31 protein-coding genes are annotated in these 26,135 nt (G+C 51.6%); 21 read left to right on the forward strand and 10 right to left on the reverse strand.

The window, feature by feature from the left end; all coding sequences use genetic code 11:
* Positions 1-117 precede the first annotated feature (117 nt).
* The 8 genes from DTO96_RS12345 to dusB all read right to left on the reverse strand — a co-directional run bounded on the left by DTO96_RS12345 (position 118) and on the right by dusB (position 8,624).
* Positions 118-1,950, reverse strand: coding sequence for a phospholipase D family protein (locus tag DTO96_RS12345; RefSeq protein ID WP_114563786.1), 1,833 nt, complete (start codon positions 1,948-1,950; stop codon positions 118-120).
* Entirely contained in the window at positions 1,950-3,104 is a 1,155-nt protein-coding gene (locus DTO96_RS12350; RefSeq protein ID WP_114563787.1) for a methionine aminotransferase, read from the reverse strand. Before DTO96_RS12350 ends, DTO96_RS12345 begins: the two co-directional genes overlap by 1 nt.
* A gap of 8 nt (positions 3,105-3,112) precedes the next feature.
* Positions 3,113-3,580, reverse strand: a complete 468-nt coding sequence (locus tag DTO96_RS12355; RefSeq protein ID WP_114563788.1) for a putative toxin-antitoxin system toxin component, PIN family — start codon at positions 3,578-3,580, stop codon at positions 3,113-3,115.
* Positions 3,577-4,131 (reverse strand): crossover junction endodeoxyribonuclease RuvC, encoded by a 555-nt coding sequence (ruvC, locus tag DTO96_RS12360; protein ID WP_225972606.1) that lies wholly within the window; start codon positions 4,129-4,131, stop codon positions 3,577-3,579. The genes DTO96_RS12355 and ruvC overlap by 4 nt, the downstream gene beginning before the upstream one ends.
* Positions 4,132-4,265: 134 nt before the next feature.
* Positions 4,266-5,333, reverse strand: a complete 1,068-nt coding sequence (locus DTO96_RS12365; protein ID WP_114563790.1) for a zinc ribbon domain-containing protein — start codon at positions 5,331-5,333, stop codon at positions 4,266-4,268.
* 167 nt (positions 5,334-5,500) lie between these two features.
* On the reverse strand, positions 5,501-7,093 hold the full coding sequence (purH, locus tag DTO96_RS12370; RefSeq protein ID WP_114563791.1) for a bifunctional phosphoribosylaminoimidazolecarboxamide formyltransferase/IMP cyclohydrolase: 1,593 nt from the start codon (positions 7,091-7,093) through the stop codon (positions 5,501-5,503).
* A gap of 48 nt (positions 7,094-7,141) precedes the next feature.
* Entirely contained in the window at positions 7,142-7,438 is a 297-nt protein-coding gene (locus tag DTO96_RS12375) for a helix-turn-helix domain-containing protein (RefSeq protein ID WP_225972514.1), read from the reverse strand.
* Between the two features lie 175 nt (positions 7,439-7,613).
* Positions 7,614-8,624 (reverse strand): tRNA dihydrouridine synthase DusB, encoded by a 1,011-nt coding sequence (gene dusB / locus DTO96_RS12380; RefSeq protein WP_114563792.1) that lies wholly within the window; start codon positions 8,622-8,624, stop codon positions 7,614-7,616.
* Between the two features lie 280 nt (positions 8,625-8,904).
* Between dusB and DTO96_RS12385 the strand changes: the two genes are divergently transcribed.
* From DTO96_RS12385 to DTO96_RS12410, 6 genes are all read left to right on the forward strand, one after another.
* A complete protein-coding gene (locus DTO96_RS12385) occupies positions 8,905-9,300 on the forward strand; it encodes a hypothetical protein (protein WP_114563793.1) in 396 nt (131 codons plus the stop codon).
* Positions 9,301-9,379: 79 nt separating this feature from the next.
* Complete coding sequence (locus DTO96_RS12390; protein ID WP_114563794.1) at positions 9,380-10,345, forward strand: hypothetical protein; 966 nt, start codon at positions 9,380-9,382, stop codon at positions 10,343-10,345.
* On the forward strand, positions 10,342-11,988 hold the full coding sequence (locus DTO96_RS12395; RefSeq protein WP_225972515.1) for a hypothetical protein: 1,647 nt from the start codon (positions 10,342-10,344) through the stop codon (positions 11,986-11,988). The genes DTO96_RS12390 and DTO96_RS12395 overlap by 4 nt, the downstream gene beginning before the upstream one ends.
* Positions 11,985-12,164 (forward strand): hypothetical protein, encoded by a 180-nt coding sequence (locus tag DTO96_RS12400; protein ID WP_114563795.1) that lies wholly within the window; start codon positions 11,985-11,987, stop codon positions 12,162-12,164. The genes DTO96_RS12395 and DTO96_RS12400 overlap by 4 nt, the downstream gene beginning before the upstream one ends.
* Positions 12,161-13,531, forward strand: coding sequence for a hypothetical protein (locus DTO96_RS12405; RefSeq protein WP_114563796.1), 1,371 nt, complete (start codon positions 12,161-12,163; stop codon positions 13,529-13,531). Before DTO96_RS12400 ends, DTO96_RS12405 begins: the two co-directional genes overlap by 4 nt.
* A complete protein-coding gene (locus tag DTO96_RS12410; protein ID WP_114563797.1) occupies positions 13,528-14,436 on the forward strand; it encodes a hypothetical protein in 909 nt (302 codons plus the stop codon). The genes DTO96_RS12405 and DTO96_RS12410 overlap by 4 nt, the downstream gene beginning before the upstream one ends.
* On the opposite strand, the gene DTO96_RS12415 is transcribed toward DTO96_RS12410, so the two are convergent.
* Positions 14,433-14,858 carry a type II toxin-antitoxin system HicB family antitoxin gene (locus tag DTO96_RS12415; protein ID WP_114563798.1) on the reverse strand — a complete coding sequence of 142 codons (426 nt, stop codon included), beginning with the start codon at positions 14,856-14,858 and terminating at the stop codon, positions 14,433-14,435. The two genes, DTO96_RS12410 and DTO96_RS12415, sit on opposite strands and share 4 nt — an antisense overlap.
* A gap of 38 nt (positions 14,859-14,896) precedes the next feature.
* Entirely contained in the window at positions 14,897-15,073 is a 177-nt protein-coding gene (locus DTO96_RS12420; protein ID WP_114563799.1) for a type II toxin-antitoxin system HicA family toxin, read from the reverse strand.
* 149 nt (positions 15,074-15,222) lie between these two features.
* On the opposite strand from DTO96_RS12420, the gene DTO96_RS12425 reads away from it, so the two are divergent.
* The 15 genes from DTO96_RS12425 to DTO96_RS12490 all read left to right on the forward strand — a co-directional run bounded on the left by DTO96_RS12425 (position 15,223) and on the right by DTO96_RS12490 (position 26,108).
* Positions 15,223-15,795, forward strand: coding sequence for a hypothetical protein (locus tag DTO96_RS12425; protein WP_114563800.1), 573 nt, complete (start codon positions 15,223-15,225; stop codon positions 15,793-15,795).
* Positions 15,796-16,022: 227 nt separating this feature from the next.
* On the forward strand, positions 16,023-16,274 hold the full coding sequence (locus DTO96_RS12710) for a hypothetical protein (RefSeq protein WP_157964441.1): 252 nt from the start codon (positions 16,023-16,025) through the stop codon (positions 16,272-16,274).
* Between the two features lie 172 nt (positions 16,275-16,446).
* Positions 16,447-16,647, forward strand: coding sequence for a hypothetical protein (locus DTO96_RS12430; RefSeq protein ID WP_114563801.1), 201 nt, complete (start codon positions 16,447-16,449; stop codon positions 16,645-16,647).
* Between the two features lie 254 nt (positions 16,648-16,901).
* Complete coding sequence (locus DTO96_RS12435) at positions 16,902-17,309, forward strand: hypothetical protein (RefSeq protein WP_114563802.1); 408 nt, start codon at positions 16,902-16,904, stop codon at positions 17,307-17,309.
* Between the two features lie 136 nt (positions 17,310-17,445).
* The gene (locus tag DTO96_RS12440; RefSeq protein WP_114563803.1) at positions 17,446-20,022 is read left to right on the forward strand and encodes a phage protease; all 2,577 of its coding nucleotides are present in this window, start codon (positions 17,446-17,448) and stop codon (positions 20,020-20,022) included.
* Positions 20,023-20,104: 82 nt separating this feature from the next.
* Positions 20,105-20,512, forward strand: a complete 408-nt coding sequence (locus DTO96_RS12445) for a hypothetical protein (RefSeq protein ID WP_114563804.1) — start codon at positions 20,105-20,107, stop codon at positions 20,510-20,512.
* Entirely contained in the window at positions 20,509-21,123 is a 615-nt protein-coding gene (locus DTO96_RS12450) for a hypothetical protein (RefSeq protein WP_114563805.1), read from the forward strand. The genes DTO96_RS12445 and DTO96_RS12450 overlap by 4 nt, the downstream gene beginning before the upstream one ends.
* Entirely contained in the window at positions 21,123-21,617 is a 495-nt protein-coding gene (locus DTO96_RS12455) for an HK97 gp10 family phage protein (RefSeq protein ID WP_114563806.1), read from the forward strand. Before DTO96_RS12450 ends, DTO96_RS12455 begins: the two co-directional genes overlap by 1 nt.
* Complete coding sequence (locus tag DTO96_RS12460) at positions 21,617-22,237, forward strand: hypothetical protein (protein WP_114563807.1); 621 nt, start codon at positions 21,617-21,619, stop codon at positions 22,235-22,237. The genes DTO96_RS12455 and DTO96_RS12460 overlap by 1 nt, the downstream gene beginning before the upstream one ends.
* The gene (locus DTO96_RS12465; RefSeq protein WP_114563808.1) at positions 22,230-22,499 is read left to right on the forward strand and encodes a DUF2635 domain-containing protein; all 270 of its coding nucleotides are present in this window, start codon (positions 22,230-22,232) and stop codon (positions 22,497-22,499) included. Before DTO96_RS12460 ends, DTO96_RS12465 begins: the two co-directional genes overlap by 8 nt.
* Positions 22,500-22,594: 95 nt before the next feature.
* Positions 22,595-24,073, forward strand: a complete 1,479-nt coding sequence (locus DTO96_RS12470; RefSeq protein WP_114563809.1) for a phage tail sheath subtilisin-like domain-containing protein — start codon at positions 22,595-22,597, stop codon at positions 24,071-24,073.
* Between the two features lie 91 nt (positions 24,074-24,164).
* Positions 24,165-24,530 (forward strand): phage tail tube protein, encoded by a 366-nt coding sequence (locus DTO96_RS12475; RefSeq protein WP_157964442.1) that lies wholly within the window; start codon positions 24,165-24,167, stop codon positions 24,528-24,530.
* Between the two features lie 240 nt (positions 24,531-24,770).
* Positions 24,771-25,145: a hypothetical protein gene (locus DTO96_RS12480; protein WP_114563811.1), complete on the forward strand. Its 375-nt coding sequence runs from the start codon at positions 24,771-24,773 to the stop codon at positions 25,143-25,145.
* On the forward strand, positions 25,135-25,668 hold the full coding sequence (locus tag DTO96_RS12485) for a hypothetical protein (RefSeq protein WP_114563812.1): 534 nt from the start codon (positions 25,135-25,137) through the stop codon (positions 25,666-25,668). Before DTO96_RS12480 ends, DTO96_RS12485 begins: the two co-directional genes overlap by 11 nt.
* A complete protein-coding gene (locus DTO96_RS12490; protein ID WP_114563813.1) occupies positions 25,665-26,108 on the forward strand; it encodes a hypothetical protein in 444 nt (147 codons plus the stop codon). The genes DTO96_RS12485 and DTO96_RS12490 overlap by 4 nt, the downstream gene beginning before the upstream one ends.
* Positions 26,109-26,135 lie beyond the last annotated feature (27 nt).

Raw genomic sequence — 26,135 nt, forward strand, 5'->3', positions numbered from 1 at the left:
ATAATGATAACGCAAAAACCCAAATGCCGTTGATTTTTAAACGATAATTTTCAAAGACAATGTCCGCCTCAGCGGCCCATGCATTCATCCAATTCTCATCCAATATCCATCAAAAATTCATAAAAATGTTTCAGGCAACCATGCGCCCATTTTTTGCTCTAAACGCCGCCAGAAGTTTCCCCGCTCACGTCGAAAAGTTTCAATTTTTTGTGACTTCACAGGCAAGGACGACTTCAGGCCTGCTGACGTTTTTTGATCGATTTTATGTCCGCCACTTGCGCCATCTTGATCACCATCGCTCTCACGCCCATGGGTGCGCCACTCCAACCGCCCTAACTCATCCACACGAACGGCATAACTGTAGTCCAATGACATGGCATTGTTCAGAATATCGCGTAAATTTTGAGCAAATTGTTGCTGTTGAGAAATAACCCCCACTTCGGTGTTCCACACAATAGACCGAGGGTCAAGGTTCATTGAACCGACAAAGCTCACCGTACCATCAATCACCACCGCTTTGGTGTGCAAAGCCGTCCGAGAACCTTTCCAGCTGAAAATAGGTAAGCGCCATTGCGGGGTCTTCTCAACATCAGGGAATCCACGCAACTCATACAACAGAACCCCAGCCTTAAGCAATTTGAGTCGATAGCGCGAATACGGGCCATTGACCAAAGGCACGTCATTGGACTCTAAAGAGTTGGTCAAAACCCTCACGGTCACGCCTTGCGCCACTAACTTCGAGAGCGAAGCCACCACATCGTCTCCGGGTAAAAAATAGGGGTTGGCAATGATGACTTCATGTTGAGCGGCCAAAATATGGGGCATCAATGCATCAAACACCACAGAGCCCGATTTAACCGTGTTTTGAGGCACACGCACGCCCATGGCAGGCGGCACCTCAGAGATCTTTTCTGGGACGTCGCTGAAAAAATCCACCGTCCCCCACATCAATTTGGGCAACACATTGGGCAACACATTGTGCTCCGCCTCGTCCAATGCCGCCAAATACGGGTGACGAAGCACGCGTTCTTTACGCGTGAGGGCATTGGTGCTGAAAATCATTTTTTGAATGTCTTTTGCACTGTCGGCTTGTGGTGCTTTTTCAAACACTTCAACAGGGATGGATTTGGCCGAATTCCAAAAACCATCAAAGCTCGACTGCATTTGCTGAACGGCTGCCCCACCCAACAACACGTCAAGGTCTGAGAAGTTATCGCTTTCATTGGCATTAAAATACTGATCACCAATATTCCGTCCTCCCGTGATGCCCAACACACCATCGGCCAGCCACACTTTGTTGTGCATTCTGCGGTGTTGCGTGCCTATATTGGCGACAAACATGAACCAGCGCGAGACCACACTTCCACGCAAACGGCGAATTGGATTAAAAATACGCACATCGATGTTTTCATGCGCAGCAAGAATGGTCATCTCCTTGTCTCGACCCAGCGTATCCATGTCATCAATTAAAATCCGAATTTTTACACCACGATCGGCCGCCCGAACCAATTCACGAATCAGCAGCCGTGAGCTTAAACCTTTGTGCAGGCTGTAATATTGCAGATCCAAGCTGTGCTTGGCATTTTTAATCAGGGCATTGCGCACCGCAAACGCCTCCACACCGTCACTCAATGGGTAAATGCCCGAAGCTTGTTCATCCACTTGTGCGGTCAACGCCTCCAAACTGGCTGGCAAACTCAGACGTTTTTGTTTCATCTCCTCACCTTTTTTCAGTTTTTTGGAGGTCACACTCACCTCATCACGGTCAGACGCATCCACCACCGACACCACCTTGGGTTGAATCCGGTACACCATTTGCGCCAACGGTGAATCGATATCCACCTCAGTATGGGCCTCCATCACAGGAGTGTACACCGCAGGCAAAAAGGCATTGCATGCACTCAACAACAGTGCAAAGCCTCCCCCTAAAAGACATGTCCAAGCACGCATCACCCCAGCCCAAGCTGCAAAGCCTCAAGCGCAGCAACCAAAGTGTCTTCTTTTTTAGCGAAACAGAAACGCACAAGTTTTTGATGAGCAGGTGGTGCCCCATAAAAAGGAGACAAAGGAATCGCTGCCACCCCAATGTGCTGGGTCAAATGCACCGCAAACTCAACGTCACTCATCGCCGAGAATTGCCCCAAACCACTGTAATCGACCAACTGAAAATACGTGCCCTGACAAGGCAACACATGCAACCCCGTCCCAGTCAAACCTGCACGAAAACGATCGCGCTTGGCCTGATAAAACGCAGGTAATGCCTGAATGACCTGTGGGTGCTCATTTAAATACGTTGCAATGCCCAATTGCAAAGGGGTGGCCACAGTAAATGTATTGAACTGATGCACCGCACGAATCGCCTGAGTCAGCGCAACAGGTGCAATCGCATAACCAATCTTCCAGCCTGTGACATGCAAGGTTTTACCAAAGCTGGCCACATGAATCGTCCGCGCCGCCAACACAGGTCGACGCAAAGCCGATTGATGCAAAGCCCCATCAAACACCATGTGCTCATACACCTCATCGCTGATGACCCACAAATGATGCCGTTCAGCAAGCTGCTCCAACTCTATCAGATCCTGTTCGGTGAATGTATTGCCTGTCGGGTTATTTGGCGTATTGACAATGATGGCACGGGTTTTGGGCGTGATCGCGGCGCGCACAGCGTCCCAATCCACCACAAATGTTTGCGTTTCATTCAAAACCAAATTCACCGCAACAGGAACACCGCCCGCATTCACAATTGCAGGGCGATACAAATCATACGCAGGCTCTAAAATAATCAACTCATCGGCGGGCTCAGTGATCGCCATGATTGCGCAAAACAGCGCCTCCGAAGCCCCCGAGGTGATGGTGATGTGCTGATCCACATCGGCCTCAAAACCATAATGCTGTTTGACCACATCAGCGATGGCCGACCGCAGCTGCACGGTGCCCATCATCGGCGCATATTGGTTATGCCCTGCTTGCATCGCGGCATAAGCGGCATCCAGCAACTCAGGATCCGCCGCAAAATCAGGAAAACCTTGCCCCAAATTGATGGCGCTGTGCTGCTGTGCCAAAGCACTCATGGTGGTAAAAATGGTAGTAGAAAGCTGTTTCATAAAAAATTTCAAATGGATTGAACAAGAACGGATAAAACCGATGGCAACTGCGCCAACCACGCATCCAAAGTTGCCACACGAACATGAAACTTTGCCGCACGGCTGCGCAACGACAACAAATGATTGTCTTTACTCAACAAATACTGAACGTGATAGGCCAATGCGGTATCGATGAACACCTGATCATCCTTATCCGCACAACGCACCGCCTGCATCGGTGTTTTTACAGGCACCTCGCGCGCCGCTGCGCGCATGCTGGACAAAGCATTCAGCTGCTGCTCTGGTGTCAGTTTAAAATGCGCCCGACTCAACACATCCGCCAATTCCTCAAACATCTCCGCGGTGTAAATGATGTCAATTTCACCCTCAGCCTGTAATGTTTGTAACAGCGGTATCGCATCATGTGAAAAAACCAGCCAATCAAGCCAGACATTCGTGTCCAACACATACAATGGTACAACAGCTGAAGCACTCATAAGGACACCAACCGCCCATTTTTAATGCGCATGCCTTTGGTCCCCAAGCCCACCAAAGCGCCTTTTTCACCCAACATCGCCAACTGCACCCGATTTTGCGCGTGGCAAATCGCCGCGGCCAACGCATCCGCCGCATCCGCCTGCGGCGCGCGCGGCAAGCCCAGCAAGCGTGCAACCATCTCCTGCACCTGCTCTTTTTTTGCCTTGCCATGCCCGACCACGGCTTTCTTCAATTGCAAAGCGGTATACTCATGCACAGGCAAATCTTTCAGCACCAAGGCACTGATGGCCGCGCCACGGGCTTGACCGAGCAACAAAGTCGACTGCGGATTGACATTGACAAACACCTTTTCAATCACCGACTCATGCGGGTGATACGTCTCGATCACCTCATGAATGCCGTCAATCAAAGAACGCAGGCGCTCAGGCAATGCTTCACCCGCGACCTTAATCACGCCACTGGCGACATAGCGCATGGTGTGGTTGTGCACGTCAATCACACCAAAACCTGTGAAACGCAGACCAGGGTCAATGCCGATGAGGCGGGTCATTGTTGAAGCTTGCATCGATAACCATTCCATAAAAGATGAATGGCGGGCACAGCCCGCCCCACAAAAAACCTGTCTTTAATTGCCAAACCCACAACGGTCAAGCGCCTCTTTCATGCTCACAGCACACCACCCGATTACGCCTCATCTTTGGCCTGCAAAGCATCCCCACACGACGAGCAAAATTTAAAAAAAGTGCTGCACCGCGTGTTGCAGCGCTTGCAATTTTTATAAGCACACAAACCGCAATGCACACAATAATCAGCCAAACCATTCGGTTCACTGGTGCTCAATGGGCGCTCACAACTGGGGCACACACCTTTGGCCAAATGCCCCAAAGCCTGCTCGTATGAGAATGCTTGTCGCCGCTGCTCTTGTGTGCTTTGCAACATGGATTGTTCTTCTTCCTGCTTGCGTTGCATGTACACCTGCATCTTTTTGATGCCAAAATGCCCACCCACGCCCAGCAACAGCAAACCCACCACATAACGCACGTAGCCGCCATAACTCGGCAAATAAGGCACCAGTTCAACAAAAAATGCCACCAAAGCAAAAAAGATAAAGCCCCACACAAACGGCCAATAGCGGCTGCCGCGCTTGTTCACAAACAACCACGCCGCCAACAACAATGCAGGCAAAGTCAACAACAAACGCCACAAAAATATTTTTAAATCATGGGCATTGCTCGCCGTTTCATACGCATCACGTGCCTCTTGCTCAAGTTCACTCATGCGCCCTGTCGAGACCGCCTGATCATTGTTCAGCACGTCATGTTGCAACTGTTCGACTGTTTGGCGCGAACGACTGACCGTGTCACGCAGGTCATCGAGCTGTTTGGTGCGCTCCAACACGAGCGGGTTTTGCTCAAATTGACCCGTTGCTTTGCGGGTTTGCACCCACGCATCAAAACTTTGTTTGGCCTCATCATAACGGCTTTGCGCATCATTCAAGACCAATTGCTCTTGCTCTAAACGTTGGTGAATCGCTGCATTTTTTTGTGAAACACTTCCTTGTTGCTCACGCAAGCCCTTCAACTCGCTTGACTCAAAATTGCTGATGTCAGGCATATTGCCCGCCTTCGGCAAATCGCCAATTAACAAACCAGCCAGCCCCGTTAAAAACACAGCAAACAACACCGCGATGCCCCACATGACCACTTTGAACAATTGCTCAGGCAAACGTTGATTTTTATTATTGCGCCACATAGTCTTTCTCTCCCTTCAAATTTTTCAAATACATTCTGAGAGTTTACCTCAAGACATCACCGATGGATGGCATTTGCAATCAAAAACCGCCTTGAAGGCGGTTTTTGATTGGCACAATATAAATTTAAAATGAATTAAAAGGAAAGCCCTGTCAATCGCTCAGTCAATCAATGACGGAAATGACGCACGCCCGTAAGCACCATCACCACCCCACGCTCATTCGCAGCGGCAATCACCTCATCGTCACGCATTGAGCCACCCGGTTGGATGACACATGCTGCGCCATGGTCAACGACCACATCAAAGCCATCGCGGAATGGGAAAAATGCATCCGAAGCCACCGCTGAGCCTTGCAATGACAAGCCTGCATTTTCTGCTTTGATCGCAGCGATTTTAGCCGAATCGAGGCGACTCATTTGACCCGCACCCACACCCAAGGTCATGCCACCCGCACAAAACACAATGGCGTTTGATTTGACATATTTTGCAACTTTCCATGCGAACAACATGTCTTTCAACTGCTCAGCCGTCGGTTGTTTTTCACTCACGACTTTCAAATCAGCCAAGTCCATTTCATGGTTATCGGCGGTTTGAATCAACAACCCCGAACCAATGCGTTTGATGTCTTGCGCATTGCGGCCTTGTTCCCATGCAGAACCCGATTTTTTAACTTGAGACATGTCAATTTTCAAAACACGCACATTGGTTTTGGCTTTGAACACTTCTAAAGCTTCTGCGGTGTAATCCGTTGCAATCAACACTTCAACAAACTGTTTAGCAACCACTGCGGCAGCTGCGCCATCAAGCACTCCATTGAAAGCGATGATGCCACCGAAAGCGGAGGTCGAATCGGTTTTGAATGCTTTGTCATACGCTTCGCCCAAGGTCGCACCAATCGCAACGCCGCAAGGGTTGGCGTGTTTGATGATGACACAAGCTGGCACGTCGAATGATTTAACGCATTCCCAAGCCGCATCCGCATCGGCGATGTTGTTGTAACTGAGCTCTTTGCCTTGCAATTGAACGGCCGTGACCAAAGAACCAGGCGCTGGGTACAAATCACGGTACAACGCAGCGGTTTGATGTGAGTTTTCACCATAACGCAGGTCTTGCACTTTGATGAATTGGCTGTTGGCCTGACCTGCATATTCTGCACGCTGAGTCACGTCAAAATCGTCACCAATCGATGACAAATAATTGCTGATCGCACCATCGTAAGCGCTGATGCGATTAAATGCCGCAACCGACAATTTAAATTTGGTTGCTGTCGATACGTCGCCATTGTCGTTTAATTCAGCCAACACGCCCGCATATTGATTCGCATCCGTCAAAACCACCACGTCGCGCCAGTTTTTTGCAGCACTGCGCACCATGGCGGGGCCACCGATGTCGATGTTTTCAATTGCATCTTCAAGTGTGCAATCGGCTTTGGCAACGGTGGCTTCAAATGGGTACAAATTCACCACGAGCATGTCAATGGTTTCGATGCCATGTTCAGCAATCGCCGCCATGTGTTCTGGCAGGTCACGGCGCGCCAGCAAACCACCGTGAATGGTTGGATGCAAGGTCTTCACACGACCATCCAGCATTTCAGGGAAACCCGTGTGATTGGCCACTTCGATGACGGGCAAGCCATTGTCAGCCAATAATTTTGCCGTGCCGCCGGTCGAGAGCAGCTTCACGCCTCTCGCGTGCAAGGCTTGTGCCAATTCAAGAACGCCTGTTTTGTCAGACACGGAAAGAAGAGCGGTTTTAACCATGGTGTTTCCTAAGGGTTTTGGTGTGTAAAAGAATAAACAAAAGGTATTTTATTTTTTTGCGTCTAAATCATACGCCAATAATTTTTTACGCAATGTCGCACGATTGATGCCCAGCCAATCACTGGCAAGGCTTTGATTGCCATTGGTTTTTTTCATCACCAACTCAAGCAAAGGCTTTTCGCACGCCTCCAGCAACATGTCATGCAAATCATGCGGTTGTGCGCCCTCTGCACCATCAAGGGCATCGAGATAGACATTAAAATGGTGCTGAATGCACTCACTGATATCAACCATCTCATCGTGAGACACTTCTGTATTGATCAATTGAAAACTACTGGTATTCATGGTTTTGTTTTTATATGAAAAGTTAAAACAAGGTCATTTGCACAAGTGTCATGCTAGCAAATGGTTTTTTGATCGCCCAAAAACCATCCACACGCAATGAACTCAGAAAAACCCCTGTAAGAAAGGTGTTGTGTAAAATGCGATGCTCGCCTGCACACTCAAAACTTAAATGAATTCAAACATCGACCCGCTCATTCATGTAGGGGATATGGGTGTAATCCATCGCCAGCTCATCAAAAAAATCAGCAACGGCTTGATATTGGGCATCCAATGTGAGTAAAGCATTCATGCGACCACGAAAATCCTCGCCCCCAACCAAATCCTGTACATACCAACCAATGTGCTTGCGCGCAGTCAACAACCCCGTGCGTTCACCATAAAAAGCATAGTGCTCTTGCAAGTGAGCCAGCAACAAACTTTTGGCCTCACTCACGGTCGGCGGCAAGATCGTCGAACCATCATTCAAGTACGCGGCAATCTCTCGAAAGATCCAAGGCCGCCCTTGTGCTGCGCGTCCCACCATGATCGCATCCGCCCCCGTGTAATCAAGCACCTCACGTGCTTTAGCAGGCGAAACAATGTCACCATTGGCGACCACTGGAATGCGCACAGCCGCCTTCACTGCACGGATCATGTCGTACTCAGCCGCGCCTTTATAACCATCGGCGCGTGTCCGACCGTGCAACGTCAACATTTGAATGCCTGACGCTTCCGCGATTCGCGCAATCGTCAGCGCATTTTTATTGTCACGATCCCAACCCGTCCGAAATTTCAAAGTGACTGGCACATCCACCGCCTGCACAACCGCACTGACGATACTCGCCACCAAACGCTCATCACGCAGCAGCGCAGAACCAGCGGCCACATTACACACTTTTTTAGCAGGACAACCCATGTTGATGTCGATGATTTGCGCACCTTTATCCACATTGAACTGTGCCGCATGAGCCAACATGGCAGGATCCGAGCCTGCAATTTGTACCGCAATGGGCGCAATTTCACCCTCATGGTTCAAACGACGCGTGCTTTTATCGGTCTTCCACAACTGCGGATTACTCGCAGCCATTTCCGACACGGCATAACCCGCCCCAAGCTTTTTACACAACTGGCGAAAAGGCCTATCCGTCACCCCAGCCATGGGGGCGACAAATAGGTTATTCGGAAGTTGATACGAACCAATACGCATGAAACTCACTGTGTGTCGTTTAGAATAAAAAACGCCCGCAATAAGGGCGATGTTTTGAGTGTTCGGTATTATAGCAAAAGCACGATTGAGCCAAGTTATATTTTGCTTAAAAAATGAGCAATAAATGCCTTGACAAAGGGTCAAGGCATTTACTCACAACGCACAACACGCAAAATAAGCCATCAATAACCCTGCTTGCAACGCTCAGTAAACCCTCGGCAATTGATAGTCCACCAACCAAAACACCTGCAGCACAATTCAGCATGGAGAAGCCCCAGGCGTGAAAAGCCTTTTGGATAAACTATCGACGCTCGAGAAACAACAGACGAGTATCGCCTCTGCCATCATAGATCTTGATAACAGTCCTGTACCGCGTTTTGACATCACAAAAGAACATGCTCAGGCGGCATTGGTCACATTGACAGACATTATTAAGAGCACCGAAAACAATAAAAAGACGCGCGAACTGATGGGTACATTCATCGAGGCGATTGACATGAATGCGGATTCTATCGACATTCGCTATCGACCTGAGCGCATCATTGGAACGAAAAAAAAGAACCATGAACACGTGGTTCATAGTTCTAATTTATGGGGTGCCATTGCGTCCTTACTACGAACCAAAACATGCACTTTTGATCTGCCTGAAAAAATGCATTTAAAGCGCGCTGCTTAAGCGCAATCTCTCTTAAATACTAGGGTTTATCGTTTTTCCTCCCCGTGAAAACCTTACGCTTATCGGTTTTAATGGCACCATGCCACCAAAACGCGATTTATCTGCCCCTCTCAAAAAAGTAACATTTAAATGCCTTTCTTGCCGATCAACCTTTGACGGTGAGCCGTCTCGCGTTGAGCCTGCGCCTGAGTTGGAGCACCATCCGTTTGAGTACTTCAATGTGTGCCCCTCTTGCGGGCTCGAATCGGGGCAAGCGCCGCATGAAAAAGCGTTGCTTAAGGCGTGGGCCAACTCGACGGGGCCGCGCACAGCAGAAGGCAAATCGGCAGTGACGCGCAATCTTGAGGGGCATCCGACCAAGGAGGAAGCCCTGCGTACCCGTTTCAACGCGATGAAACATGGGATGTCCGCGCAAACGGCTCAATATTTTCCCGCGCGACCCGGCAAGTACCCCGCGTGCTCAACTTGCGACGTTGACCATTATTACTGCTCAAGCCAGCCCGCCTGTGTCAAACAAACCCAACTTTTCATGGTGCATCACGCCGCTTTTGAGCAACGTGATCCAAAAATGCTGCAACCGATTTATGCCAACATGCAGGCGGCGGTGATGGCGTTGATCCAGCAAATTTTACAGACGATTATTACCGATGGCGTGAAGCTTGAGGCCCCCGCATGGGCGATCGATAAAGATGGTGATGTTGTCATTGGCGAGTATAACGACTGGGATACGGGCGAGAAAAAAATCATCATGGAGGTCAAAGCACATCCATTGCTCAAGCCTTTGCAAGAGTTCTTGAGCCGCAACAACATGTCGTTGTCGGACATGGGCATGACGCCAAAGGTCATCGAGCAAGAAGAGCAGGCGATGGGGCGACTTAAAGGCGCGTCAGGTGATATGCAAATATTGTCGCTTGAGGATTATGCGGCCAAACAGGCCGAATCAATGGCCGCTTTGCGCGTTTTGGCAGACCGCGCCAATGCGCGCAAGCAGACCGACCCTGTGTTGATCGAGTACAAACAGCAGAATGGCGGTGAGGCCACATGAGCACCGCACAACGCATCAAAGTCCAGCATCGTGCCGAAATTGAAGTGATGCGCTACGCCGTGCCTGATCCCACCACTGGCATCAAACCGCATGCATTGTGGGCGAAACACGTGCACAACGTTGACCTTGACCCCATGCAGGTGCTCAAAATGCTGGAGATGGACAACAACCCCAACACGGTGGATTTTTCGTGCCGCCGAACAGGCAAAACGGCGGTGAAGGAGATGTATGCCTTGGAGTTTTTGGCCACCACAGCCCACCAAGAAGAAGGGATTGTTGCCCCGCGTTTGCAGCAAAGCCAAACCAATATCACGTACCACCTCGATGCGATTCGACGGTCGGACATTTTGACGGGTTGGATCGCTTACAAATCGGGGCGTCGCCAAATCGCCGATCTGAAGTACCAATTTAACAACCAGTCCAAGGCCAGTTGTTACGGGATCATGTCGCAAATTGACGGTGATGGCATCTCGTTTGCATCGCTTGAAGAAACCGATGACATGCCCGCAGACCGTTTATTTTCGAGGTTTTTGCCCATGCTTGGCTCAGCTCGACGGCTGGGTGTGGATAAAGGTGTGTCGTTTAAGCCGCAAATCCGCATCACAGGGGTGCACAAAGGTGCGGACGTGCTTGACGAACTGATTAAATCCGGCAGTTATCACATCTTGCCGCCTGTGGATGTGTACATGGGCATCGAATTGGGCATTTTGAACGAGGCTTTTGTGCTCGAGATGCAAAATCAGCTGCCCGAAGCCGAATACATCCGTCAATTTTTGTGCATCAATGCAGCCGCCCAAAATTGGATTTGGGAAAAGTTTATCCGAGTGGCGATGGCGGTGGGTTTGTCTGCGGGATTGGAGGCCGCCAGCCCGTTGCCAGGTGCGCGTTATAAAAAACGTGGGTTACTTTCTTTTGGTTATGACCATTCGGGGCACGGCGAATCGGCGCATGCCTCTAAATCAGCATTGGTCGTGTGCGAGCAAATTGGCAACCACATCACCTTTCCATTTGTCAAAACTTGGCCTGCAGGTACGGACGACGCGGTGGTGCAGCGCGATTTGATCGGGTTTTGGGACTATTTTAGACCTGATTATGCGATGGGTGATGCGTACGGCGTGGGCATGTTGACCTCGCTCAACGACGTGCTGTTTAACAAGGGCTTAACCGACGTTGACCGCCGCACCATAGGTGACGGTCAATCAACGGCCAGCACGTGGATGCACTGGCCGTTTGCGCCCATCCGCTTTGAAGGGATGACCAAGCACTCGATGGCTTCTGCTTTGCGTGCCGCATTTCACCACCGACAGGCAGCGATCCCTTATGTCGATGACGGCACTGATGCCCTCAAAGCCAAAAACACCGCCAACACCAACTGGGGACCGCCCCAGCTCGAGATGGTGCAGGTGGACGCATCGGACTGGGGTTTGTTTATCCGCCAGCTCGGCAACATCAAATCCAAGCCCGCCCAAGGGGCATCGTACAACACATACAAGATGGCCAATCCCAAGGTGGGAGATGACTTGTTTGACGCGGCATGTGCGGGCGTGTGGGCTTTGGTGACGCGCGGCGAAGCGGCTCACGCACAGGCGGTGGTCATGCACAGGGCGATGACCGAGGCACAATTACTGGGGATGGGCTCATGACCGTAAAAAAAACACTGACCGATGAACAGCTCGCCCGCGCCAAGCGTGCGCAGCGGGATTTTAAACATTATTTTGGTGAGTCGACTTTGATCAAAGATTTGGTCGACGCCCGCATGATCACAGGATGGCGCGATGTCACTGTGACATCTAACGATGCAAAGGACAATCCACAATGAACCTCATCCCTCAAGTGCTGCGTAATTTTTTCGGCGTGCGCAGCTCAGACCCCACCAGTGCCTCGCCCTCTGATGCGGCCAGCGGCGGAATGGGTCAGAGCACAGAACAAGGCCGCCGCCCCACACCTGAAAATCAAACACGAGCGTTGTACTCGGCGCTCACGATTGATTACACGTTGCGCGCGACCATCAACGACATCCGCACAATGGACAGGGCCGATGGGCGCGTGAAACGCATCCACGCACGGGTGGCACGTGATGTGACGCGCGGCGGTTTGGTGATGTTGCAATCCGACCCCGACAGCAAGGTGGCAAAAGAATGGGGTGCGTTTGTCAAACGCTTGCAGCTCGACAACTCTGCCAAATTGCGCAGCGATGCGCGCGGCCTGTTGATGGAGGGCAATTTGCCCTTGCAGTGGGTGATTGATGCCGACCTTAAAAGTGTGGTTGCTTGCGTGCGCATGCCGACCGAAACCATGCGCGCGAATGTGGGCGTACACGGTCGCTTCGACGACGTTAGGGCGGCCTACAGTCAGATGGATTTAAACACAGGCATGGATTTGTGCAGCTTTCCGCTGTGGCAGTTGACGATGGCACGGCTTGACCCCGACAACTTCGATGACATGATGAGCATGGGGCGGCCATTTATTGACGCATCGCGCGAGGTGTGGCGCAAACTGCGCATGACCGATACTGATTTGGTCATCCGCCGTAAACATCGATCGCCTTTGCGCTTGTCTCACATCCTCGAAAACGCGACAGAAGAGGAGCTGGGCAGATACCAGGCAGGCATTGAGCTCAACAAAGACCTGATCACCACTGACTTTTACAGTAACAAAAAAGGCGCAGTCACCGCTGTGCAAGGCGATGCATCGTTGGGCGACGTGCAGGATGTGTTGTACCTGCTTGACACATTTTTTGCGGGCACAGCCCTGCCCAAGGGCATGATGGGCTACACCGACGGCATGGCGCGTGACATCCTCGAAGACCTCAAACGGGACTACTTTGATGAAGTGGATCAGCTGCAAGACATTTTGTCGTGGGTGTACAACCAGGGCTTCCGACTGCATTTATTATTGCGCGGTATCAACCCTGATGCCGAATCTTACGCCCTCACATTTAAAGAGCGTCGCACCGAAACACTGAGCCAAACCACGGATCGTGCGCTCAAGCTCAAAGCGGTGGGCTTGCCTCAGTCGATGGTGTGGGAAGAGCTGGGCTATAACCCTGCCAGCGTCGAGGAACGACGTACAGCGGACGCAGCAAACTATGACCCTTACCCGGATGCGACACAAGCCGCAAAGGTTAAAATCACCCCAGGCAACGCACCCAAAGGGGACTCAGCCACCAGCGTGAGCAACCCATGACCCCGCAAGAACGCGCCGCTAAAATTAGAGCCGCCACACTGGCGGCTGTTGAGCATCGAAACCACCTGGTGCGTGAGGCTGAGGCCGAAGTCCTTGAGGTCTACAAACAGGCCGCCGAAGCGATTGTGCAGCACATTGAGGCCGCTGGCGACGGCGATGGTCGCCTGAGTTTATCCAACTTGCAGGCCGTGCTCACCGCCGTCCACACCCAAATCAAAGAGATGGCAAGCAAGCGCGACACCCTCCTGTTTGACCGCATTGCACAGGCCGCCCAATTGGGCACATCACCGTTTAAACCGCACATCAACAGCGACGCGGTGTTTGCGGTCAATCACAGTGCAGTGGCGTTTGTGCGCGGCTTTACGGCCGCCGATGGCCTGCAGCTGTCGGATCGGTTGTGGCGCATGAATCGTGGCGCGGTTGAAAACTTAAGCGACCACATCCAGCATGCTGTGATCCACGGCGAAAGCGGTTTTGAGGCCATGATGCGCAGCATGGGCAAAGGTGAGGGCGTACCGCATGACGTCGCGCAAGCCTACAATGCGGCCAAGACAGGGGCGATCGGACGCAGTGTGCGTGAGCTCATGACGGGTGCGCCCGACCCGCGCAACGGCAAAGGCGTGGTGTATCAAGCGCAGCGCGTTTTTAATACCGAAATCATGCGGGCGCACGGTGAAGCGTATATGTCCAGCGCATTCGACACGGATGGCGTGGCGGGCGTGAAGTTTAACCTCTCGCCCAACCATCCCAAAAAAGACATTTGTGATACCCACGCCAGCGCAGACCTTTACAACCTTGGTGCGGGCGTTTACCCCAACCGCGAATCGTGCCCATGGCCTGCGCATCCAAATACCTTTAGTTATGTGACCGCTGTGTTTGATTTTGAAATCGAGCCAGCCTCTTAAGCAAACCCAAGGGTTAAATCTTTGCCGATTGCTTTTAAGGCTGCTGCCACCGTGTCAATTTTGGTGTTATGGTGCAAATCTAAAATGCGATTGACATACTGAGGCCGCGTACCCATCAAATGCGCCACGTCAATCGGGCGCAGCTGTTGGGCGCACACTTCATTGAGCAACAATACTTTCGCCCATGCGCTCATGGGTAAGGCAACCGTATATTGCCCGCTTTTGGCTTTGGAGGGCATTGGCACAGCCCGTTTATCCTCAAAGTAAAAATCCATTGCGCTCAACAAAACGTCTTGCGCCATTTCGAGGGCTTCGGCCAAGGTGTCGCCCTGTGTCATCGCTTCGGGAATGTCGGGGAATGTGACCACGTAACCGCCCGTGTCTTCAATCAATTCAATTGGATATGCGTTATTGGTTTGCATTTTGTTCTTTCAAGATGCGGGGCATTTGCCCCGCTTGGTTAATCGTTTAAACCGAGTTGCTTTAAAATCGCCTTACGCAACGGTTCTTTTATTTCGGCAGCATGACGAGGTAAATGACTCTGTTTGCCATTGACCCTCAACTTGGTGTGTTTAGAGCCTTCAATCATTTCCACACCTTGCTGTTTAAGCCACCGTTTGAATTCGCTGATTTTCATTTCCCCTCCGTTGTTTCGATGTAATAATTATAATCAAAAATGATTATAATTGCAAGATCTTTGTAATGTTTTTTGATTATTTTGTCGTTTTTTTATGCTTGCGTTAACTTCGTTTTTTGGTTGACAATGTGGTTTTAATTGGAGGTTATGTGTCGCTTATAAATAAAAAAGGCTTAATTTTACTGGGTGGCTTGTTGTTGTATGCATGTGGGGATAAAGGAGCGCCGCCTCCACCTGCGCAAACGGCCGAAAAAGCAAAAGATGCCAAGGAGTACGTCCAACTTAAAGTTGACAAATTGGATGTTAAAAATTTAACCAAAAACCTGCCTATTTATGCCGAAACGCATGATAAAAGCGGCGTTGGTTTGCCGCGAACACGCTGGAAAATCAAAGGGGCGAGCGAATACAGTGGCTTGGAATACATCGGCTCTCAGAACGATGGCGCACAAATAAGTCTGTCTTGCCAAGTATTTGACAGTAAAGGCATGCCAACGCCGTGGATAAAAGGTCAGGTATGTTATCAAGTGGCCGTGGCTTTGGTGAACAATGTTGTCGAGGGCGATGGGACGTTTAAATCTGAAGTCATGATGGCGAAAGCTGGACTGGATCAAGCAAAAGGTTTGATTCCAGATCCAAGTGTTTGGGGCAAAAGCACCGACATCGGCATTAGCTTCAGCGGTGAAGGCTACGTTTTCGTGACCAATTACGCGAAAAAACATTAACCCTTGACAAACCCGCTTCGGCGGGTTTATTATTTGGGCATCAAAACCCAAAGCAGCACCCAGCGACTGTATCGCTGATTTTTTTCGCCCCATTTAAAGTGGTTGTATTTATACAACAACATCTGTCTACGGGGGTTAGAGTATCCGCAAGGACCTCTGCGCTCTTTGGGCGTTGATAAACCCCCACCTTCACGGTGGTTTTCATATCAAAACCAAAGGAGGCTCTCATGCCTAAAACCATCTACACGCGCAGTTTCTGCGCGGCATCCAATACCATTTTTATGACCTGCGGCGGCGATGGCTGCATGCACAGCACGCTCAAGGCTTCAATCCCAGCGTTGCCGTCCGCTTTATGGCAGCGCTTTTGTGCGGTGCCTGTGTTTGACTTCACCGCTGTTGTTACAGCTTCGGCCCTACTTCAGGCACGTCATTCCTTGATCTGCGCGAGGTGGCCTGATGAGTTCGGCGGGCATCGATGAGGTGATGCGGATTGAGCTGCTGTATCACCTGCTCAACCCCTTGTACGAACGCTTGAAGGGAATTGATGAGCAATTGAGCATTGCCATTTAACCGATGCCACATCAAAGCATTCACAGAGGGACATCAATGTCCCTCTGTCAGAAACATTTAACAACTGATTGTGAGCAAATAATGAACGAACAAGAATTCAACGCACTTCAAGACGCAAAAATCGAATTGGCATGGGCCGCTTATAAAGCAACTTTATGCGCAGACAACCCCATTCCAGACGAGGATTTGACGGAGAACGAGTGGCGTCTTTTGAAGCAAGTCTGGATCAAGGGCTTTATGAGTGGTGTGGCATTTGTGCTTGAAACCGAGATCCCTGAGTGAGTTAAAAATGAATACCCTCTAAGTTTGAGCGCCCTCCTTGTCCTGATGAGTTCGGTGGGCATCGATGAGGTGATGCCGATTGAACTGTTGTATCTCCTGCTCAACCCCTTGTACTAACGCTTTAAGGGGATTGATGAGCAATTGAGCATTGCCATTTAACCGACGACGCACAAACATCGATCAAAAATCCAAACCCAAAGCCCGCCATTTGGTGGGCTTTTATGCTATATTGGGTGCACAAAAGGAGGTTTGTAATGGGCAAGCAATTTATAAACCCATCGGTTATGGATTACAAGCAGGGCTTGCATTGGGCATCGCCGAAGCGCCGTCCTGCGGATATAGCTGTTACTTTAAAACAGTTAATTGAGTTTGTGATCGATGACCACGTAGATCGGAGCTTGTCCGCTAATATTATGTTCGACGTTAGCGGGGCGTTAAACCGTGAGTTTTCAGAGTGGCAACGCATCCATAAAATTCATGGGAAGCTTGTATGTGCTGACGCTTTACTAGACGGTTTTTCTTTATCGCGGGAAGGCCTAGAACCTGTTTTTTTGGAGACTGAAAAATCGCGAAAAATAGACAACTTAAACTACTCTGAAGCCGTTGCATTAAAAAAAGAACGAATGATGGCTTTTTACCAGCTCTTAGATTTAACCCCGTGACAATTCAGTGATCGATTGATTCAGCCCCAATCCACCCGCCAGTTTGGCGGTTTTTTTATCACCAAAACCCTCCCCGTGTTTGCATCCGCGCGCCGCTATATTCTGCCAGCATCCCTTATTGGTATTGGCTAATCTCATGCACCCTCAGCACATCAAACTTTCCGACTCGATCCCTCAAGTCATCCGCATGTTGTCCAGCGTGGTGGCGACGCCGTTGGCGCCTGGGCAAAAAACATGGGTCACCGTGACGCGCACAGGCACGTTTACCGACCCCCGTTATGGCACGTTTGAGATCACCAACGACATGCTGCTCTCGATGGTGCGTAACTTTGACGCACGCACTGTGGGCATTGACATTTTTATCGATGTGAGCCACAAGCCCGATGATGGGGCGGCGGCGAAAATCACAAAACTATCGGTGGAGGGCAACCGCCTGCGTGCGCTGGTCGAGTGGACGGCGTTTGGCGTGTCTGCGATCAAAGAGCGCGGGTTTAGATACCTCTCAGCCGAATACCATGAAAATTATCAAGACAACGAAGTGGGTGAGACCCACGGCGCGGTCTTGCTTGGCGCGGGCTTGACTGTGCGTCCAGTCATCAAACGCCTTGACCCCGTGACGTTATCGTGCGAATCCGAAGACGGCAACATCCCATTAATCGTGCACCCTGAACTGGCACAACGTTTTTTAACGGAAGCGAACAACTCCATGACTATTTTGACTAAATTATTGACGGCCTTGGCGGCCATGTCTTTGAGCGAGCCTGTGCGCGCTCAATTTAAAACCTTGGCGGAAACACAACTCAAAGGCGTGACCGATGAGTCGGTGGCCAAATCATTGGCAGGCAATATTGAGGCGGCGGCCAAAGCCCTGGCTGAGGAAACCAAGCCATTGGCCGGATTGGCCGCTGCGGTCGTTGACAAAGCCCCAGAATCTGCGGCTCCTGTGACCTTGAGCGAGGCACAAATCGGTGAGCTGGTAACCAAAAAATTGAACGAAGCACGCAAAACTGCCGATGACATCGTCGCAGCGGTGGCGGCTAAAAAAATAGTGCTCAGCGAGACGATCAATGCGGCCGAAGGTCTTGATGATGAGCTCAAAAAAGAATTGAGCACATCAGCCTCCCATTTCATCACGGCGGACATGTCCGACGATAAAGTGCGCGAATTGGCGCAACATCAAATTGAGCACGGGAATCGTGTGGTTGCAGCTAAAACCTTGTCCAGTATGGGTTATGGCGCAGCACCTGCAGGCTCTCCGCACATCATGGTGTTGTCCGATGACAGCAAAAAGCTCACCAGCATTTACACCGATCACCTCAAAAAAACCAGCTCGGCGCACATGTTGAGCCTTGATGACAAAGCCCCGTTGCATCCGTTTTGTGAGCGAATTTTGGCGGAATATGACCGCATTCACGGCGCGGATTTACAAAAAGAAATCAAAGTGTTGGCGGGCGCGGCGACGGACATGGCGTCCACCAACTTGCCGTACAGTGTGCAGCGTGAGGTGATCCGTCAGGCCTTGTCAGACCTCAACGTATTGGCTTTGGTGCAAACATTGACCGACTTTAACGCGCAGGCCACCACACAAATCCCTTTTGAAACACGCGACATGTCGCAAATGATCAATGATGGCATGGTGTTCGAGGCTCGCCCGATCCCGTTTGCTGGCGTGTCGCAGGGCATGGAGTCGGTGTGGGTCACGCCGATGAAAATCGCACTGTCGATCACCAACGAAGTCATGTTTTTTACCCGCTCATCCGCGCTGAACTGGGATGCGCTGGGTCGCAACATCGAAACCAACGCCCGCATCATGAAAGAATTGGTGCACCGCCGCATTTGCAACGAGTTGCAACGTGCGAGCGACAGCTATTTGGCGGCCACGGTGAGCAATGAAGCCTTTACGACCCAGTTGACGGGTGCGAAATCGGTCATTAAAACCACGGGCTTCCCCGTCGTCCGCCCTTTCCAGCCTCGTGATTTACAAGGCAACGCGCAAGGCGTCGCTGAAAACGCCATCACCGTGGTGCTCAATAGCGTGACTGTTTTACCCTACGACGGCTCAGGCACTCAGACAACAGGCACGTACTACCGTGTGGTGTCGTACAACGTGGGCACGTTGCAGTTTGTCAATCAAGCGGGCGTGCCCGTCACCCCTGCCAACACGGGCACAAATACGATCAGCTACAGCCGCGCGACCAACGTCGCGCTGTGGAACTCAGACTTTAACGCTGCATCAATCACGCTGGAGAAAAACCTCAATGGTTTGTTGCGTGCGATTGGTGCACGCAAAGCGATGATGAAAGCACAGCGTTTTGTTGAGCCTGATTATTTGTTGATGTCACCGACGCTCAACGACACGATCAGCAACGCGGAACAATTTGTCGTGTCGCTCAAACGCGATGGCACGAACACCTCCAGCGTCGGTGATTTGGATGCGGTCAAATCCATTCCAACATTTGGCACCAACGCCCCCGGCATCGACTTGGGCGATGAGCGCATTTTGATGGGCAAACGCGGCGTGACAGGCTACACCATCGTCAAGCCGTATGTCTCAGGCGAGTTGATCGAGGCGATCGATCCGACCACAGGCAAGCCTTTGGGTAAAAAAGTGGCTTATGGCGAGGAGTACAACGCCATTGCAACGCCCAAAGCCGTGCGTGATCGTGCCACGTCGATTGTGGTGTTTAGCCAAACCGCACGCGACGCGATTTAAACGCCAACCAATAACTTAACCCCCCCAGTGCCGCACACCGCACTGGGGCATGGTGAATACTAAATTAATGGATGACCGACCAATGAACAAAGTTGCTTACCAAAACACAAGCCAAGAGCCGCAATATGTCGGCGGCTTTTTAATCATGCCGGGCGACACGCGCGAGGTGTATGCGCATGACGTGCCAGGCTACACGGCCATTGGCGTGGATCAGTCACAGCCCGTCGCTCGACACATTGTTGATGTGTTGAGCGATGGTGCTGAGGGTGATGTCCTCGCTGCCATCCCGTCGCTGTGCGACGATGATTTGATTGATTTAGGGGAGCGCGAACAGGGCGGCGCGGCGCGTAAAAGCGTACTGGGCGCGATCTCTGAAGCGTTGCTGACTCGCGGGCAAGACAAACAAAACCCCAGTGATGAACAAAAGCCTCCCGTTGAAGATCAAGAGCCTCCCGTTGAAGCCCCTGCCCCCATCAAAGCCAAAAAATGAACCGCCCTGCACTCCTTGCCCGCCATAAAGCGGCGCTGCTCGATGCGCAGCGCGGTTTTAAAGAGGACGACACCGATTACGAGCGACACATCGCCACCGCGCTGATCGATCTCAATCAGCGTCGCCCTCGGCATGCTTGGGCGAGCTTGACATTGGAGCCCAAGCGACGAACGTACCCCTGCCCCTCTGATTTAAAGCATGTATACGCCTGTCACTACGGGCGCGATGAAAAGCAACAGCGGGATTGCTGGGATCCGCACTATCCCATTGGGCGATTGCCCGATGTGTCAGTGGGTTGGGATGCGGACCATTGCCGTTTTTTAAATGTGCACCCCATCCCATCGGCGATGCTGTTGGGCGTGCTGGGTGCGCAGTGCGATTACGAGTACACCGCCGATCACATCTTGACCGATGAGGTTTGCACGCTGGATGAGTTTGAGCAAGGGTTGTTGATTTTACGGGCGCAAGCCGAGGCCATGCGCGAGCTGGCAATGCGCAACAGCACTCAGCCTGTGCAGCTGCGTGACGGTTTGACGCAAGGGGCGGCCAACGGCACGCCCTCGCACCTGTACTCGGTACTGCTGGCTGAATTTGAGCAAAAGGTGAAGTGATGGACATTCGCGTCGATGTTGATTCCGTTCGGGTGCGTGAGGCTTTTGCTAAAGCCCCTGCAGCCATGAGCCGCACGTTAGACGGTGCGCTCAATAAGGCCGCCACGTACATGGTGCGCACGGCTCAAGATGTGGTGCGCAGCAATGGCTCGATTTTTCGATCTTTGCTGGTGCAATCCATGTTTCACCGCACCCCTGAGCCGTTGGTGCGCGAGGTGCGATCATCGATGCATTATGCAGCGTATGTTGAGCATGGCACGCGCGCAGGCGGCATGCCGCCCGTCCAAGCTCTGCAAGAGTGGTTGCGCATTCGGCACAGTGTGGTGGGCAAGGATGCCCACAACCGCGCATTTATGCTGGCCAAACACATCCAAAAAAACGGGACGAAGAAAAAACCGTTTATGCAGCCCGCTTTTGAGCAGAGCCGCAGCCGTTTGGAATTGATTTTAAAAGACGGTGTGGCGCGCGGCGTTGAATCGGTACTGGGGGCGTAATGCAAGTTGTCACCGCCGTCATCACCGAGCTGCGCAAACGCATGAGTCAGGCTTTGCCCCACCGCATTGTGTCCGATGACTACGTGCCATTTGCGGAGCGGGTCGCCAGCGAGCTCAAGCAGGGCGTGATTTGTTTTGTCTTGCCCGAGGTCACGATGGTCGATGATTGGGCCGTGCGTGCGCAGCCAACGATTGTTGGCCAAATTGAGGTGCCAACCCGCGATGGCAAACCCAGCACGGGCGAGCGGGCTGAGCAACGGCTGGCGGGGGAAATACGGGCATTTTTGCGCAATGCGGGCCCCAACATGCCGCGCATCGACGTCAAAAGCGTCAAGTACTCAGCACAGCAGGAGCACCCCAACCACTGGTGCATGTTTGAGTGCGAGATCGGCCCCATCAGTGAGGGGCAGCTTTTATTTGCGCTGGATGGGCGGGCAGCGGGCGATGCGCCCACCGATCTGTACCCCGCCCCATCGAATGCGCGGCCCTTGGCGGGCGTGAGTTTAAACATTGACGTGGCACCGCATGCCCCGTCAACCGAACATGACCAATGGCTGGACGACAATTACACCACCAGCCAACCTGACATCTTAACCACCGTGGAGTTTACAAATGATTGAATCACCTGTTTTGTTAAAAATCAAACCCGCCGCATTGGGCTTGCTTGTACGCCTTGAGGATGGCAGCGGCATGCTGGATGCCTTGGGGCAAGCCGTGCCTGCAACATCGTATTACCAACGCCGCCTGATGGATGGCGACGTGGTTGAGCTCACAAAGGATGAGGTCAAGGCCTTGGATGACCGCGCCGCCGCTTTTGAAAAGCCCGCCGTGACGGCTGATGCATCCGTTGGGCTGGACAGCCCTGACAAAAAGAGCAAATAACCTCAGCCCATTTAGCCGATCACTGCGAGCAACCAAGCGGTGCGGGTCAAATGGATTGCCAACATCGACATCACTTTTAAATCAAAGGACACATCATGCCTGATAACATGACCTACATGAGCATCCCCATTGGCCGCACTGGCGGTGTTTTTATTGAGATTGACCCCACCAAAGCGGTCACGAGCTTGCCACAAATGCAGCGCAAGCTGTTGGTCATCGGCCAGCGATTGGCAGGTGCTCAAGTGCCCGCATTGACCCCTGACCGTCAACAAAACGGCGAATCAACCGCACAAGCGCACGGCCGTGGATCAACGTTACACGTGATGATGATGGCGATCGACAAAGTAAAGGCGCCGTACGGTGACATCGACACCTGGGTGGTCGGCGTGGACGACCTCGCGGCGGGTGTTGCGGCATCAGGGACGTTGACGTTTGGCGGTGCCGTGACACGCGCATCCACATTGTCTGTTTACGTGGGGGGCGTTTTGGTGCGTTGCGCTGCATCCGTCGGCGACACAGCGGCTGTGATGGCGAGCAAAATCACCGCTGCAATCAACTTAAACACCGACTTGCCTGTGGCTGCAACAGTGTCAGGCAACGTGGTGACTGTCACCTGTACAAACAAAGGCGAGGTAGGCAATGGCATGGAGTTGTCCTATCGGTACTACGAGGAGGATGCTTTGCCCTTAGGCCTCACGCTCGCCTGTGTGTCGCTCGCGGGCGGCTCCGGCAATCCAGACGTGGCCGCTGCACTGGCTTGCGTGGCCGATGAACAGTTTTATTCGATTGTTTGTCCGTTTACGGACAGCACCAATTTAGCGACGATAGAAGCCGACATGGATGGCCGTTGGGGCGGCATGGTGCAAAAAGCTGGGCATGTCTTTACGGCACGCGATGGCACGATGGCGGCGCTGACCACGTGGGGCGCAACGCGCAACAGCGTGCACTGCACTACGTGGGGCTTACGCGGCTCACCGACGTGGCTGCCTGCCCGTTTAGCGGCGTTTGCCGCAACCTGTGAGGTCAGCGGCGCGCGTCATCCCGCCATGCCTTTGCGTGCGTTGGAGGTGCCCGGTGTTAAAGCGCCGCGCCCTAAAGATCGATTTAGCCGCGCAGAACGTGAGCTGCTGCTTAGTGATGGGATCAGCTCGACCATTGCGGACAGTGGCAACAAGGTGATTTTGGAGCGCGTGATCACCAACTACCAAAAAAACACGATGGGTTTTGATGACGAAAGTTTGCTGCGCTTGGAAACCAAGTGGACGGTGGATTACTATCGCTTTGCTCACCGCCAAAACATCGCATTGAAATTCCCACGTTGCATTTTGGTCGATGATGACACCAACATCTCGCCCGACCTGCCCCATGTCAAAGCCTCGATGCTGCAAGCCGAGTGCTATGCGTTGGACAAACGACTCGAATATGTGGGCATCATCGAAAACCCAGCCAAGAACAAAGAAAAGTACCGCTTTTTGCGCTCCGAGGCTGACAAAGACCGTGTGAATGCGATCTTGCCGCCCAACGTGACCAATCAATTTGTCACCTTTGCCGCAGCCGTCCAGTACCAGCTGTAAGCGTAAATAAACGTAAGTGCAAACCCAACAAACCTGCAGCGTGATGACCAAAAACTCACGCTGCCCTGTTAATTTTTAAATGGAGCCCTCCATGTCCACAACCCCCGCAAAAATGACCGGCATCTGCCACCTCAACGTCAATGGTGCGCGCATGCGCGCCGAAAAAGGCGCAAGCCTTGAAGTCGGCGGCCCCGTCGGCGAATCCGCCATGAGCACCAGCGGCTTTGAAGGCACGGTCACGAAAGAAATCAAACCCGCTAAAATCTCAGCCACCCTATTACACTCGGACAAAGACGATGTCAGCGCGATCCAACGTTGGCGCGGCGTCACCGTCACGTTTGAGACCGACAGCAATCAAACGTATCTAATCCAAAACGCGGGCACTGTCGGTGATGTTAAGTTTAAAGACGGCAAGATTGATTTTGAGCTTGAGGGCGCACCCGCCGAATTGCTCTGATGTCAGCGCGCGTGACATCAAAAAACAGTCTGAAACCAATCATCCCCCGCGACAATACAACCCAGATAAATCAACCATTTGATTTATCTGGGTTTTTTAACAAAAAAATGCCGCTGATAAAAAAACAACACAATATATTTAATTTGTGTTTACAAAAAGAATTTACGAGCGTATAATGATTTACATGGAAGCAACAAAGCAACCAACCGCACCTCGGGGAATCAGGGGTTAGGACAAAAAATGACAAACTTAAACGATACGGTTCTGGCGATCATTGAACAAGCAGAAAAACAAGGCATGACGTGTTTTGGGGTGCGTGCAATGACTTCTTTCGGCGGCGTTGTGCAAAAAGTTACGGTCGGAGACTGCTTGGATGCAAGCAACGACTGGGATGACGGGATATCAAGCGATGTAAAACTAGGTGGCACATGTGCATTGTCTATTAAATACGACGGATTTGAAGTTGATGGTGTCAAGCAAACAATTGAAAAATTAATCAAGCACTATGCAAGCAATGGCGAGCAAATCGTTTTAGTGGGGGGTATGTTTGTTGACTACGGCAACGACCCTGGCGAAGTGATTGTCGCTGACGCTACAGTTTTGCATGTTTTTTAATTCAGAGGCTTACGTGGGCAACCCTAAAAAAGACTGGGACAAAGTTGATTGGGCGCTGTCAAATCAACAAATTGCCAAAAAACTGCCCGCCAAAGAGGGGACGGTCGCCAAATGGCGGACAAAACTCGGTCACGGCAAAAGCAGGACAACGCCAAGCAAGGAGCGGAGCGACAGGGCTGCGTTGGTCGTTCGCATGCAATCAAAAGAGATGCGTGATAAAGCAAGAATAAGTCAGCCATTGGCAACTCAAGCGGCAAAAACAAGCCCAAAGTCCGCCAAGGGCGAAAGCAATGTGCACGCAAAGCACTGGCACATTCTTTCGCCGTCAGGCGATGCGTACGAATTTGAAAACCTACACCACTTTGTCAGGGCAAACCCACATTTATTTAATCAAAAAGATGTTGAATGGAAACGCACAGGCGGCAAGCGCGGAACGGGCGGAGAGTATTGCAACGTTACGGCGGGGCTATCAAATGTCCGCAATGGCAAATCCAAAAAATGGAAAGGATGGGGGCTTTTATGACACACCAAAACAGAAACAGAGTCACGGTAAGTACAAACCCAGCAGACATTGATGCAATGCTGATGCAGCGCAAATTTAACGGAGATATTAACCTAAAGATTGTCGGCACCGTCACCCGAGGCACTGGCGAAACGGGGCTGCTCGTGCAAAGTACGATTACTAATCAATACTGGCTTTGGGATGGCGCATACAGCTCGCTCGATGAGCGCAAAGTCAACGCTGCGATGGGCAAAGTCGTGTCTAAAAAACACGGTATGATGGGGCAGCAAAATGCAAAAAAAGAAAACCCAGCTGATGCAATGTTACGCGTTAGAGTGAGGACGGATGACAAATCAGCTTGGATCGTTGCATCGAAAAAAAAAGGAGGGCTGTCAGCATGGGTGATTGAGACGCTTAACAAAGCAGCCAAAGAGGATGCCTTAAAAAATCCCCCCCCTTGACAAACAATCCAGCCCGCCTTGTGCGGG

Source organism: Ephemeroptericola cinctiostellae (genome assembly GCF_003339525.1).
In the GTDB taxonomy this organism is placed as follows: Bacteria; Pseudomonadota; Gammaproteobacteria; order Burkholderiales; family Burkholderiaceae; genus Hydromonas; species Hydromonas cinctiostellae.